Origin of the sequence: Neisseria sp. 27098_8_158 (genome assembly GCF_041433145.1) — a bacterium.
Lineage (GTDB): Bacteria > Pseudomonadota > Gammaproteobacteria > Burkholderiales > Neisseriaceae > Neisseria > Neisseria subflava_E.
In genome coordinates this window covers 139,993-153,934 of record NZ_JAPWAZ010000002.1, presented here as the reverse complement: position 1 = coordinate 153,934, position 13,942 = coordinate 139,993, and the positions used below count along the sequence as shown (strand labels likewise).

The window sequence follows — 13,942 nt, the reverse complement described above, 5'->3', positions numbered from 1 at the left end:
ACACATCATGATAGGTTTGTTAATCATTACACATGAAACCATAGGTGAAGCCTATCGCGGTTTGGCCGACCATTTCTTTCCCAACGGCTTCCCCGAAAATCTCCACATCCTCGGCGTACAGCCCGACGAAGATCAAAACGACATCATCAACAACGCCATCGCCGCGTTGCAGGAATTTCCCGACAACCGCGGCGTGCTGATCATGACCGACATCTTCGGCGCAACCCCGTGCAACGCCGCACGCCGGCTGGTGCGCGAAAACAAATCCGCCATCCTGACCGGCCTCAACGCCCCGATGATGATTAAAGCCATCCAATACTCATCACAAGCCGAAAACCTCTCCGACTTCACCGAAACCGTCAAAGAGGCCGCCATCCGGGGCATTTTCGCCATTACATCCGCACCTGAAGACCTGGTGTGCAAAGAACACGGCTAAGGCCGTCTGAAAACATTCACTTTACGAACATTACATTTAGGGGACATTCATGCTCAAACAAGAAATCGAAATCATCAACAAACTCGGCCTGCACGCGCGCGCTTCCAGCAAATTCACCCAAACTGCCTCCCAATTCCAAAGCGAAGTCTGGGTCACCAAAAACGGCAACCGCGTCAACGGCAAAAGCATCATGGGCCTGATGATGCTGGCCGCAGCCAAAGGCACCGTGATTGAGCTGGAAACAGAAGGCGCAGACGAAGCCGCCGCTATGCAGGCGTTGACCGACCTCATCAACGACTACTTCGGCGAGGGCGAATAATGAGCATCGTCCTACACGGTGTAGCCGCGGGCAAAGGCATTGCCATCGGCCACGCCCACCTCATCACGCGCGGCACAACGGAAGTTCCCCAATACGACATCGATCCCGACAAGCTCGATGCCGAAGTTACCCGTTTCGACAACGCCATCAAAGCCACGCGCAAAGAATTGGAACAGCTGCGCGGCGCGATTCCCGAAAATGCCCCGACCGAATTGGGCGCGTTCATCTCCCTGCACCTGATGCTGCTGACCGACGTTACCCTCTCGCGCGAACCCATCGACATTTTGCGCGAGCAGAAAATCAACTCCGAATGGGCATTGAAACTGCAAAGCGACAAGCTCGCCGCCCAGTTCGACAGCATCGACGACGACTACCTGCGCGAACGCAAACAGGACATGCTCCAAGTCGTCCGCCGCATCCACAACAACCTTGTCGGTCAGAGCAACGAAATCAACCTCGCCGGCAACCTGTTTGACGACACCGTCCTCATCGCGCACGACCTCTCGCCTGCCGATACCGTATTGTTCAAAGAGCAGCACATTACCGCCTTCGTGACCGATGCCGGCGGTCCGACCAGCCACACCGCCATCTTAGGCCGCAGCCTCGACATCCCGTCCGTCATCGGCCTGCACAACGCCCGCAAACTCATCACCGAAAACGAAATCGTCATCGTCGACGGCATCAACGGCGTCCTCATCATCGATCCCGACGAAGTCGTCCTCAACGAATACCGCCGCCTCGCCCGCGAATACCGCAGCCACAAGCGCGAACTCAACAAAATCAAAAAAACCGCCGCCACCACGGCCGACGGCATCAACATCGAACTTTTGGCCAACATCGAATCCGCCGAAGACATCAAAGCCCTGCACAACTTCGGCGCAGACGGCGTCGGCCTGTTCCGCAGCGAATTCCTCTACCTCAACCGCGACAACATGCCGACCGAAGACGAACAATACGAAGTCTACGCCGGCATCGTCAAAAAACTCAAAGGCAAAAACATCACCATCCGCACCGTCGATTTGGGTGTCGATAAAAATCCGCGCTGGTTCGGCCAAAACAGCACGCCCAACGGCAGCCTCAACCCCGCGCTCGGCTTGACCGGCATCCGTTTGTGCCTCGCCGAGCCGGTCATGTTCCGCACCCAAATGCGCGCCATCCTCCGCGCCGCCGCCCACGGCCCCGTGCGCATGATGTGGCCGATGATTACATCCATTTCCGAAGTGCGCCAATGCCTTATCCATCTGGACACGGCCCAACGCCAGCTGACCGAACGCGGCGAAATCTTCGGCCCGGTCAGCATCGGCTGCATGATTGAAATCCCGTCCGCCGCCATGACCGTCGGCAGCATCCTCAAGCTCGTCGATTTCGTTTCCATCGGCACCAACGACCTGATTCAATACCTCCTGTCGGTCGACCGCGGCGACGACAGCGTCAGCCACCTCTACCAACCCGGCCACCCTGCCGTCCTCAAAACGCTGCAACACATCATCCGCACGGCAAACCGTATGGAAAAAGGCGTCTCCATCTGCGGCGAAATGGCCGGCGATACCGTCTTCACCCGCCTATTGCTCGGCATGGGCCTGCGCCGATTCTCCATGAACCCCAACAACCTGCTTTCGGTTAAAAACATCATCCTGCACAGCCACACCGGCCATCTTGAAAACGATGCCGCCAAAATCCTGCGCTGCGAAGACCCGGAAAAAGCCGAGAAACTGATTAAAATCCTCAACCAAAGCGAACAGGCGGAATTACAGGCCGTCTGAAAAATATAGGGCGCAAGTGAAATAAAACTTTTATGCCTCCACCAAAGGCCGTCTGAACCCTGATTGCAAGGTTTCAGACGGCCTTGTTTTCAACCAAATACCTTTTATTTTTTTGCAATAAAAAACCCTTTACCGATCCATTCCAGCTACTGCCCACTATGGCTTTAGGTACCCCATATCATTCCTTTTTACACCCAAGCCCTATATAAACACTATCCCTTCGTTTTAATGATGAAACTTTTTATTTCGAAATATGTCTACTCACTCGTTCACTTGAAAAAAGATTCAATACCTTATAAACTTATAAATGATAGTGATTATCATCATATTTTAAAGGAATGGTTCATGAGATTTACGCAACTTTCTGCTTTGATTGCCGCCGCCGCTTTATCAGTCGGCTCCGTATCCGCTTTTGCCAAACCCGTTCAGCTGACCGATATCCTCGGCCGTAAGGTAACTGTCGACCTGCCTGCCAAGCGCGTGGTGTTGGGCTTCTACTACCAAGACTACATGGCCATCGGCGGCAAAACCGCGCTGGACAACGTCGTCGGTTTTTCCAAAGCAGTTTGGGCCGACTGGGCACCGCCAAGCTGGGCGGTATTCAGCAAAGCCGTGCCTAAACTGAATCAGCTGACCGACGTGGGCGAAGTGGAAGTCGGCACTTTCTCGATTGAGAAAGTATTGGCGCTGAAACCCGATTTGCTGGTTTTGGCCGAATGGCAATACAAGGCTTTGGGTTCCGATCTCGACCGCATCAACAAAGCCGGCATCCCCATCGTCGTGTTGGACTACAACGCGCAAACAGTGGCCAAACACGTTCAATCGACCAAGCTCATCGGCACGCTGACCGGCCAGCAGCAAAAAGCCGACAAACTGGCGGCAGACTACAAACGCGTTGCCGACACCATCCAGGCGCGCGTGAAAAAAGCCAACCTGCCCAAGCCTAAAGTCTATATCGAGTTCGGCAACAAAGGCCCTGCCGAACACAGCGTTACCTTCGGCAAGAGCATGTGGGGTTCGATGGCGACACTGGTCGGCGGCAACAATATCGCCGCTTCTTCGGTCGAATTCTACGGCCCGATCAATCCTGAAAAAGTCCTCGCCGCCAAACCCGACGTGATCGTAATTACCGGCCGCGAAACCGAATTGAAGAAAAACCCTGCCGCCATGGTCATGGGCTGGGGCATTCCAAAAGCCGAAGCGGAAAAACGCCTGGCAGGCTTTGCCAAACGCGCCGGCTGGGCAAACCTGCCTGCGATTAAAAACAACCGCCTCTACGCCGCCTACCACGCTAACTCGCGCACGCTGTCCGACAGCGCATCGATTCAGTTTATGGCCAAAGCGATTTATCCGCAGTTGTTTAAGGATTTCAACCCTGAAAAAACCTATTTGGACTTCTACCGCCAAAACCTGCCCGTCGTACCGAACGGCACGTTCTACCTCTATCCGAAAGGACAATAAGGTAATTTAGATTTTCAGACGGCCTTTTAAATCGGAAGGCCGTCTGAAATTTTTGCGGAAGAAAAAGGCAAACCTGTTCTCCCCTTTCACAACACTCTTTTTTAAAGGTTTGAAACATGAATGATTCGGTTGTCGCCGAGATTGTGAAAAACCAGCGCAAGTTGGAAGGCAAGCGTTGGTTGATTGTGTTGATGTTTTTAGTCATCGCAGCGGTCAGTTTCCTATTCGACATCGCCACCGGCCCTGCGATGACGGACACGCTGCCCGTCGGCGAAGTGGTCAATGTTTTGCTGGGCAAACCCGAAGTCGATGAAATGAACCGCCTGATTGTGATGGATTTGCGCCTGCCGATTGCGGTGATGGCCTTGGTGGTCGGCGCGGCTTTAGGTGTCGGCGGTGCGGAAATTCAAACGCTCCTGAACAACCCGATGGCCAGCCCTTATACGCTGGGCTTGGCGGCGGCGGCGGGTTTGGGCGCGTCGGCGGTGATTGCGTTCGGCGGTTTCGGGCTGCCTGAAACGGTCGCCGTTCCCATCGGCGCGTTTGTGATGACCATGCTGGCTTCGGGCATCTTGTTTCTGTTTGCCTCAGCGCGCCGTTTCAACTCGGCGATGTTGGTGCTGGTGGGGATTGCGCTGTTGTTCCTGTTTCAGTCGATTTTGTCGCTGATTCAATTTATCGCCGCGCCTGAGATTTCGCAGCAGATTCTGTTTTGGCTGTTCGGCAGCCTGACCAAGGCGACTTGGGAAACAGTCATCGTTACGGCGGCGGTTACGGCGGTATGCGTGTTTCTGCTTTCGCGCGATGTGTGGAAGCTGACTGCGCTGCGCTTGGGCGAAGAACGCGCCGTCGGGCTGGGCATCAATCTGCAATTTTTGCGTCTGAAAACGCTGGTGTTGGTGGCGGTAATGACGGCGACGGCCATCAGTTTTGTCGGCGTCATCGGCTTTATCGGCTTGGTTGCGCCGCATGTGGCGCGGATTCTTTTGGGCGAAGACCAACGTTTCTTCCTGCCCGGCGCAATGCTGGCAGGGGCGGCGTTTTTATCGGTAGCGAGCGTGTTGTCCAAGGTGATTATCCCGGGCGCGCTGTTTCCGGTGGGGATTGTTACGTCGTTTGTCGGCGTGCCGTTCTTCTTCTGGATTGTATTAACGAAACGATAGGCCGTCTGAAATGTTGAAACTTGAAAACGTACACATCCGGCGCGGCGATTATGTGGTCGCCGACAATATCGATTTGACGCTGGAACAAGGCAAAGTCTATTCCGTGCTCGGCCCCAACGGCACGGGCAAATCCTCGCTGATGAAAACGATTTTCGGCGAAGTGGCGCACAAAGGCACCATCCGCTACGGCGACGAAGTGTTGAGCAAAATCCACCTGCAAAGCTGGCGCAAACGCATAGGCTATATGCCGCAGGACACCGCCGCCGAAGCCTCGCTGACCGCGTTGGAAGTCGTGTTGCTCGGCCGCATGGACGCGCTGCACATGCACGTCGGCGACGAACTGCTGCACGAAGCCGCAAGTATCATGGCGGAGCTGGGCATCGGCCATCTGGCGCACCGCGACGTCATGCGGCTTTCCGGCGGACAGCGGCAGCTCGTCATGTTTGCCCAAGTCATGCTGCGCCGTCCCGAAATCCTGATGCTGGACGAACCGGTCAGCGCGCTGGATATGCACCACCAATTGAACCTCTTGGAGCGCGTGGCGCAATACACGCACGAACACAATCTGGTTACGCTGATGGTGTTGCACGATTTGAGCCTCGCCGCACAGTTTTCAGACGGCGTTATTCTGCTCGGAGAAGGCAAAGTACAGGCGCAGGGCGTGCCGCAGGACGTGTTGCAGGCGGACATGATAGGCAGGCTGTACAAAGTGGACATCGAACTTTTATACGACAGCAAAGGCCTGCCCGTTATTCGCCCGATGCGGCAGAGTGCGTAACTTGACCGCTCCTGAAATGTCGGATTTGAGCATCCGGCCTGCGTTCTCCCTGCAACTTATCCCCTCTCCCGCAGCAGAGGGTTAGGGAGAGGGCGGTAAGCCCAAGGCTTACCTCTTCGACTCATCAGCCCGTCCCATATTTTTTATCCTTAGAAAGGACTCCCCCATGAAAAAATCCCTCTTCCTCCTCATGCTGACCGCTTCCCTTAGCGCATACGCCGCCAACCACGAAATCAAAATGCTCGACAACGGCAAAGACGGCAGCATGGTGTTCGAACCCGGCTACGTCAACGCCAAAGTCGGTGACACCGTAACCTTCAAAGCCGCCAACAAAGGCCACTGGGTGCAAAGCAAAGCCCTGCCCGACGGCGTTGCCGACTTCCTGTCCGAAGACGGCAAAGACTTCACCCTCAAACTCGACAAAGAAGGCGTGTACGTCTATACCTGCCCGCCGCACCGCATGATGAACATGAGCGGCGTGATTCAGGTCGGCAAACCGGTGAACAAAGCCAAAGCGCAAGCCGTTGTCGATGAAATGGAAAACCGCGCCATGCAAAGCAAAGGCCGTCTGAAAAAATACATGGCGCAAGTGAAGTAAACGCGTTTATGCCTGTATTAAAGGCCGTCTGAAACCTTTCAGACGGCCTGTTTCCTTTGCGTAAAACACGCATCAAAGCTATATCTTCCGTTTCAGTTTCCGATAAAATAGGCCTATTCCGACACAAGATCCGTAAGCATGATACGCCGCCTTTACGCCACGCTGTGGCACCTTGCCCCCTTCCTGATCCGCCGCCACCTGCGCCGCCGCGCCCTCAAATCCCCAGCCTATCTCGAGCATTGGGGCGAGCGTTTCGGGCAGGCGTATCCCAATCCCGTGCAACGCCCGATTTGGATACACGCTGTATCCGTCGGCGAAACGCGTGCGGCCGAACCTTTGGTGCAGGCATTGTGCCGTCATTTTCCCGACTCACCGTTTCTGATTACCCAAATGACGCCGACCGGCCGCGCCACCGCACAATCCCTGTTCCCCGATGCGCAATGCCGTTACCTGCCCTACGACAAATCCAAATGGGTCGCCCGATTTTTAGCCGAACACCGCCCCATCTGCGGCATTTTGATGGAAACCGAAATCTGGCCCAACCTGATGCACGGCTGCCAAGAAGCAGGCATTCCCCTCTTTTTGGCCAACGCGCGCCTCTCCGAAAAATCCCAACGCGGCTACCTCAAAATCCGCAAACTGGTCGAGCCTGCCATGCAGAGCCTCTCCGGCTGCTTTGCCCAAACCGCCGCCGATGCCGAACGCCTGCACCTCATCGGCGCATCCAACGTCCACGTCTGCGGCAACACCAAATACGACATTGCGCCCCCCGACGATTCGCGCCCGCTTGCCGTCGCCTTTAAAGAACGCATCGGCGCACGCCCTGTCGTCGTCTGCGCCAGCACGCGCGTATACAAAGGCACAGACGAAGCCGAACTGCTCCTCAAAGCATGGCAGGGCTACCGCGGCAATGCCTTGCTGGTCATCGTACCGCGCCACCCTGAAAACTTTCAGACGGCCTACGATACCGCCAAATCGCTTGGTTATACCGTCCAAAAACGCAGCGACGGACAACCCGTTTCCCCCGATACACAGGTTTGGATAGGCGACAGCATGGGCGAACTTGCCGCCTACTACCTCAGCGCAGACATTGCCTTCGTCGGCGGCAGCCTCGTCGATGCCGGCTGCCAAAACATCATCGAACCCATCTCCTGTCGCGTCCCCACCCTCTTCGGCTACTCCAACTACAACTTCGCCCAAGCCTGCAAAGGCGCAGTCGAAGCCAAAGCCGCCGTCCGCGTAGAAACCGCCGAAGCCTGGTACAGAACCACGCGCCAATACCTCGACGACGAAACGCTGCGCCAACAGCTGATCAGCCACACCGAGCAATTCATTTCGCAACACCAAGGCGCCAGTCCCAAAATTGCCAAAGCGATTGCAGATTGTTTAAATCAGCGTTAAACAACAAAAAACCGCCCGTTCATGACAAACAGGCGGAAAATGAAAAACAGTTTTTTGTTTTCAGCCGTTTAATTGACTAAGAGCAGGAACAGGGTTAAGATAATCCTAACGACTGTCCGCAGTCTCAGCCATGAACGACCCGTGCGAGTGGTATGTTTCATGATTGAAACCATCCTTTCTAGGGCGGTTTCAGCACAAAGCCCCACTGCAATGGGGCTTTTTTGCTACCAGCCCCACGATAATTATACCCAAACTTCCTAAAATCATTCCCAACAAATTTCCACTAAAAAGGCCGTCTGAAACCCCAATTTTTTGGGTTTCAGACGGCCTTTTCTCAACCTACAAACTTAACGTCCTGCTTTCAACACGCGACGTGCAAACACGAACATACCGAAAACAAAAAATGCCAAGCCCAACCATTTGGCGGTCGTATCCCAGTTTTCCAGGTTCAGGGCCAAAGGCGCATCCGAACCGCCGTTGGTTACCGAGAAGGCAATGATAAACGCCATAATCACACCGATCAGGCTCTCGCCGACAATCAAACCGGCGGAGAACAACGTACCGATACGTTCCGCATTTTTCAGACGGCCTTCACGGTTTTCTTGACGGCGGGAAATAATGGATTTCAACACAGCCGCCAATACCGCGCCGATCACAATCGGCATATTCACAGACGGCGGCAGGTAAATGCCCATGCCCACGGCCAATACCGGCAAAGCACGCTTGCCGCCGGAGGATTTGCGCAATGTGAAATCGACCGCGATCAACGCCACGCCGATGGCCACGCCGGTGAAAATATAATCCCATTGCAGATTGTGCGAGAAAATACCTTGGGCGATGGTGGTCATCAAAGTTGCCTGAGGAGCGGCAAGAGCTTGGGCCGCATCCATTCCTTCACGCGGCATCGCACCGGTAAAGCCGTAGGCTTCATACAAAAGCTCCAACACAGGAGAAATCACCAATGCACCGACAACGCAGCCGATAATCAGCGCAACCTGCTGTTTCCAAGGCGTTGCTTTTACCAGATAACCCGTTTTCAAATCCTGCAGGTTGTCATTGGAAATCGAAGCCACACAAATCACAGACGCGCCGCAAAACAGCGTCAACGCCAGCAGGAATTTGCGGTTTGCCTCGTCCGCCATCAAGCCGCCGGATTCGCCGACCAGCAGCAACACCAGCGAAATAATGACGATAGAGACGATGCCCACACCCGAAATCGGGCTGGAAGACGAACCGACCAAACCAGCCATATAACCACAAGCCGCGGCCACCAAAAAGCCGATAATTGAAGCCAGCAGTGTACATACAACCACCAACAACCAAGCCAAACCGCCGGAAATATGCGAGTCGCCGATAAAGTGGAAGAAAGACACGCCCAACACCAGCATCATCGACAACACCCAGGCAATTATCGCCTTAGCCGACAAATCCTGTTCCGTGCGCTCAGTCATCTGCGCGCCGCCGAGATTGCGGAAAGACAGGCGCATACCCTCGGCCATCGGTTTCACCAAAGTCAACAGCGTCCAAATAGCCGCAATACCGATCGTACCCGCGCCGATAAAACGGACCTTTTCCTTCCACAAAGACATCGCAAAAGGAATCATCTCCATATCGGCAGGTTGCGGAATATGCGCCGACAGATAAGGTACGGCCACACCCCATGCAATCGAAATACCCAGCAAAATCGCGATACCGCCGGTCAGACCGACCAAATAGCCCGCGCCCAGCAAGGCCAAAGAAAAGCCCATCGGCACTTGGAACACCGACGCGCCGCCTTTAAACCAAAAGCTCGCGCTGTCCGCCACCACGCGCAAACCGCTTGCGCAGAAGCTCATCAAACCCGCCAGAGCGCCGCCCGACACCAATTCCTTGATACCGCTGCCGCCTTCCTGTTGATCCGCATCATGGTCGCCGACCTTCAAAATCTCAGCCGCCGCCACGCCTTCCGGATAAGGCAAATCGCTCTTCACCACCATCGCATAACGCAAAGGCACAGTGAAAATCACGCCCAAAATACCGCCGGACATACACAGCAGCGTAGTCTGCCAAAACGGAAAGCCCGCCCAATAACCGGCCATCAGCAAACCCGGCAAGATAAAAATAATACTGGAGAGCGTACCCGCAGCCGAAGCCTGAGTCTGCACCATATTATTTTCCAGAATATTGCTGCCTTTAAAAAACTTCAAAACCGCCATCGAAATCACCGCAGCCGGAATCGAAGACGCAAAAGTCAGACCCACCTTCAAGCCCAAATACACATTGGATGCCGTAAAAATCACCGTAATCAACGCACCGAGTATCATCCCCCGCAGCGTCAGTTCACGGAAACTCGCATAAGGATCAACCGCCTGTTTCATAAAAAATCTTCCTGTATCAGGTAAACAATCAAATCAAAACTTTTCAGACGGCCTTTTGATACATCCATCAGGCCGTCTGAAAAGCCTCTCTCTTACCATTTTAATGAACTATCCGATTACACGCAAAAACCCTATTTATTTTCATTTGACGCCAAACAATAAAATCATATCGATACAGACGTTTGGGGCAGTTTGACGGTTTCAGGTAAAATAACGCCAAATTCATCAACTGTTCAGAAAGCCGCCGCCATGTATTCACTCGTCCGCCCCATACTGTTCCGTTTCGATGCAGAAAAGGCCCATCATTTCACGCTCAACAGTTTGCGTTCCATCGAAAAACTCGGCCTGCTGCCCAAGGTGGACAGCCACACCCGACCAACCGAGCTGATGGGTTTGCAGCTGCCCAATCCGGTCGGATTGGCGGCAGGTTTGGACAAAAACGGCGAGTGTATCGATGCGTTTGCCGCTTTGGGTTTCGGCTTTGTCGAAATCGGTACGGTAACGCCCAAGCCGCAGCCGGGCAATCCGCAGCCACGCCTTTTCCGCGTTCCCGAACACCAAGGCATCATCAACCGCATGGGTTTCAACAACCACGGCATCGACGCGATGATCCGCAACATTGAAAACAGCCGCTTTAAAGGCATTTTGGGCATCAACATCGGCAAAAATGCCGTTACGCCGATTGAAAACGCGGCCGACGATTATCTGATTTGCTTGGAAAAAGCCTACGCCCACGCGAGCTACATCACGGTCAATATTTCTTCCCCAAATACGAAAAACCTGCGTGCCTTGCAGGGCGGCGACGAGTTGAGCGCATTGTTGGAAGCCTTGAAAAACAAACAGGCGCAACTGGCGGCCGCGCATGGCAAATATGTGCCGCTGGCGGTCAAAATTGCGCCGGATTTGGACGAAGCGCAAATCGACGACATCGCCCATGTGGTCAAATCTGTGGAAATGGACGGCATCATCGCCACCAACACAACCATCGATAAATCAAGCTTGGGCAACCATCCGCTCGCAGGCGAACAAGGCGGCTTGAGCGGCTTGCCCGTACGCGAGAAAAGCAATCAGGTGTTGAAACTTTTGGCGGAACGCATTGACGGCAAACTGCCGATTATCGGCGTCGGCGGCATTATGAACGGCGCGGACGCGGCAGAAAAAATCCGCTTGGGCGCCAGTGCGGTTCAGGTGTACAGCGGTTTGATTTATCGCGGCCCTGAGTTGATTAAAGAGTGTTTGGCTGCGTTGAAATGATACTTTTCTAAAAAACAAGGCCGTCTGAAATCTTTCAGACGGCCTTTTGATATGCTTTCATTCTTCAAACAGATTGCCTTGTGCCAATAAAGTTTTGACCGGTGCAAAATCGCGGCGGTGTTCCGGCAATACGCCGTATTGTTTCAACGCGGCCAAATGTTGCGCCGTGCCGTAGCCTTTATGGCGGTCAAACCCGTATTGCGGATAGCGTTTCGCCAATTCATACATTTCCGCATCACGCGCGGTTTTGGCCAAAACCGAAGCGGCGGAAATTTCGATGATTTTGCTGTCGCCTTTGACCACGGCTTCGGCAGGGACATTCAAATCTTTCGGCACGCGGTTACCGTCTATCCACACTTTGTCGGGCACAACCGACAGCCCCTCGACTGCTCGCTTCATTGCCGCCATGGTTGCGTGCAGGATGTTCAGTCGCAGGATTTCGTCGGGGTCGGCAAAGGCAATGCTCCATGCAACCGCCTGTTCCTTAATCATCTGCGCCAACATATCGCGCTTTTTTTCGCTCAGTTTTTTTGAATCGGTTAAACCCGGCAGGTCAAAATGTTCCGGCAAAATCACTGCCGCCGCAAATACGCTGCCGACCAAAGGGCCGCGTCCCGCTTCGTCCACGCCTGCGCTAAAAACCGTCGCCATTTCTTCACCGCCTGTCTGATTCAAAGCCGCCATTATATCTGCTTGCGGCAGAGAAATTCTGCAATAGTTCAAACCGTTGGAGAGCAGTTCAAATTTCATCTGCTTTACCAATCAGTTATAATTTACATCCCCACATACCGATACGTCTTACAACATGCCTGCCCAATCCGAACGCCTCCATTTTTCCGAACGCTGGCTCAATGCCTACGAACGCTACCGCTATCGCCGCCATATCCACGCCTTCCGCCTCGGCTTGGCAATCGTGTTTTCCACCCTGTTGGCCAAAGTCTTCCACCTGCAACACGGCGAGTGGATCGGCATGACCGTCTTTGTCGTCCTCGGCATGCTGCAATTCCAAGGCGCGATTTACTCCAAAGCGGTCGAACGGATGCTCGGCACGGCCATCGGTTTGGGTGTCGGTTTGGCCGTTTTATGGTTGAACCAACATTATTTGCAAGACGGCGTTTTCTTCTATCTGATTATCGGTGCCGCCAGCGCGGTGGCCGGTTGGTCTGCGGTCGGCAAAAACGGTTATGTCGCCATGCTTGCCGGTTTGACCATGTGCATGCTCATCGGCGACAGCAGCCACCATTGGCTTGACAGCGGCCTGATGCGCGCCATGAACGTTTTGATTGGTGCCGCCATCGCCATTGCCGCCGCCAAACTCCTGCCCCTGCGCTCCACCCTGATGTGGCGCTTCATGCTTGCCGACAACCTCACCGACTGCGCCAAAATGATTGCTGAAATCAGCAACGGCAAGCGCATGACGCGCGAGCGTTTGGAACAAAACATGATTAAAATGCGCCAAATCAACGCCCGTATGGTCAAAAGCCGCAGCCATCTGGCCGCCACATCCGGTGAAAGCCACATCAGCAACAATATGATGGAAGCCATGCAGCATGCCCACCGCAAAATCGTCAACACCACCGAGCTGCTCCTGACCACCGCCGCCAAACTGCGCGCGCCCACGCTCAACGAAAGCGAAATCCGCCTGCTCGACCGCCATTTCAACCAGCTCCAACGCGAGCTGCGACTGACCGTCCGCCTCATCAAAGGCCACTACGCCCGCCGCATCCGCATCGATACTTCGCTCAATACCGAACTAAGCAAACCGGCCGCCCGCCTGCATTACGACTGGCAAGGCTTCCTCTGGCTCAGCACCAATATGCGCAACGAAATCGCCGCTTTGGTGATCCTGTTGCAACGTTCGCGCAATAAATGGTTGGACAAAAAAGAATTGCAACGCCTCAAAGAACACCTGCGCAACGATACCGATCCAGAGCAACAATAGGCCGTCTGAAAAACACAAACTCAAAATAAAAGACAAAAACGAATTAGCCGCCGATAACATCGGCCAATAAAAAGGCCGTCTGAAACTCAATGGTTCAGACGGCCTTTCAATCAATCCAAGCAACAATAAATGCCGCATAAAGCAAAATCCCCTGCGATTGCAGGGGATTTTTATATTTGGTTGCGGGAGCAGGATTCGAACCTACGACCTTCGGGTTATGAGCCCGACGAGCTACCATGCTGCTCCATCCCGCGTCAGAAGTTGTAACTATACGGAAAGACGTAATCGCTGTCAAGCGTTTTTGACAGAAAATGCGAAAAACGCCGCTTTACAAAAAACCATCCGCATGGTTTAATTTTTCGTTAATAAAGAAACAGGGGTGCTGCTTTCAAATCGAGCGGCTGAGAAATACCCTTTACACCCGAACAGGATAATACCTGCGTGGGGAGTTTCGGCAAAGGTATTTTTAG

12 protein-coding genes, 1 tRNA gene and 1 riboswitch are annotated in these 13,942 nt (G+C 54.0%); of the genes, 10 read left to right on the top strand and 3 right to left on the bottom strand.

Features of this window, described 5'->3' with window-relative positions; all coding sequences use genetic code 11:
• The first annotated feature begins 7 nt into the window (after window positions 1-7).
• From O3681_RS06210 to waaA, 8 genes are all read left to right on the top strand, one after another.
• Entirely contained in the window at window positions 8-436 is a 429-nt protein-coding gene (locus O3681_RS06210) for a PTS sugar transporter subunit IIA (RefSeq protein ID WP_049344952.1), read from the top strand.
• Window positions 437-485: 49 nt separating this feature from the next.
• Window positions 486-755, top strand: coding sequence for an HPr family phosphocarrier protein (locus O3681_RS06205; protein WP_003683718.1), 270 nt, complete (start codon window positions 486-488; stop codon window positions 753-755).
• Complete coding sequence (gene ptsP, locus O3681_RS06200) at window positions 755-2,518, top strand: phosphoenolpyruvate--protein phosphotransferase (RefSeq protein ID WP_107723864.1); 1,764 nt, start codon at window positions 755-757, stop codon at window positions 2,516-2,518. The genes O3681_RS06205 and ptsP overlap by 1 nt, the downstream gene beginning before the upstream one ends.
• Before the next feature lie 345 nt (window positions 2,519-2,863).
• Complete coding sequence (locus O3681_RS06195; RefSeq protein WP_371459533.1) at window positions 2,864-3,979, top strand: ABC transporter substrate-binding protein; 1,116 nt, start codon at window positions 2,864-2,866, stop codon at window positions 3,977-3,979.
• 116 nt (window positions 3,980-4,095) lie between these two features.
• On the top strand, window positions 4,096-5,142 hold the full coding sequence (locus tag O3681_RS06190) for an iron ABC transporter permease (RefSeq protein WP_049332949.1): 1,047 nt from the start codon (window positions 4,096-4,098) through the stop codon (window positions 5,140-5,142).
• A 10-nt stretch (window positions 5,143-5,152) separates the two neighbouring features.
• On the top strand, window positions 5,153-5,920 hold the full coding sequence (locus O3681_RS06185; RefSeq protein WP_371459532.1) for an ABC transporter ATP-binding protein: 768 nt from the start codon (window positions 5,153-5,155) through the stop codon (window positions 5,918-5,920).
• 166 nt (window positions 5,921-6,086) lie between these two features.
• Window positions 6,087-6,518 (top strand): plastocyanin/azurin family copper-binding protein, encoded by a 432-nt coding sequence (locus O3681_RS06180; RefSeq protein WP_107723867.1) that lies wholly within the window; start codon window positions 6,087-6,089, stop codon window positions 6,516-6,518.
• Between the two features lie 138 nt (window positions 6,519-6,656).
• Window positions 6,657-7,919, top strand: coding sequence for a lipid IV(A) 3-deoxy-D-manno-octulosonic acid transferase (gene waaA, locus O3681_RS06175; protein ID WP_371459531.1), 1,263 nt, complete (start codon window positions 6,657-6,659; stop codon window positions 7,917-7,919).
• A 347-nt stretch (window positions 7,920-8,266) separates the two neighbouring features.
• Here waaA and O3681_RS06170 read toward each other — a convergent pair whose 3' ends face one another.
• Window positions 8,267-10,276 (bottom strand): OPT family oligopeptide transporter, encoded by a 2,010-nt coding sequence (locus O3681_RS06170; protein ID WP_371459530.1) that lies wholly within the window; start codon window positions 10,274-10,276, stop codon window positions 8,267-8,269.
• A gap of 249 nt (window positions 10,277-10,525) precedes the next feature.
• Here O3681_RS06170 and O3681_RS06165 point away from each other — a divergent pair, with 249 nt between their 5' ends.
• Window positions 10,526-11,530 (top strand): quinone-dependent dihydroorotate dehydrogenase, encoded by a 1,005-nt coding sequence (locus tag O3681_RS06165; RefSeq protein WP_371459529.1) that lies wholly within the window; start codon window positions 10,526-10,528, stop codon window positions 11,528-11,530.
• A 57-nt stretch (window positions 11,531-11,587) separates the two neighbouring features.
• Here O3681_RS06165 and rnhB read toward each other — a convergent pair whose 3' ends face one another.
• Window positions 11,588-12,181, bottom strand: coding sequence for a ribonuclease HII (gene rnhB / locus O3681_RS06160; RefSeq protein ID WP_371459710.1), 594 nt, complete (start codon window positions 12,179-12,181; stop codon window positions 11,588-11,590).
• 154 nt (window positions 12,182-12,335) lie between these two features.
• Between rnhB and O3681_RS06155 the strand changes: the two genes are divergently transcribed.
• Window positions 12,336-13,472, top strand: coding sequence for an FUSC family protein (locus O3681_RS06155; RefSeq protein WP_070748872.1), 1,137 nt, complete (start codon window positions 12,336-12,338; stop codon window positions 13,470-13,472).
• 177 nt (window positions 13,473-13,649) lie between these two features.
• Here the strand turns inward: O3681_RS06155 and O3681_RS06150 are convergent.
• Window positions 13,650-13,726 (bottom strand) — tRNA-Met (locus O3681_RS06150).
• A gap of 111 nt (window positions 13,727-13,837) precedes the next feature.
• A riboswitch (TPP riboswitch) is annotated at window positions 13,838-13,937 on the top strand.
• Window positions 13,938-13,942: the final 5 nt, after the last annotated feature.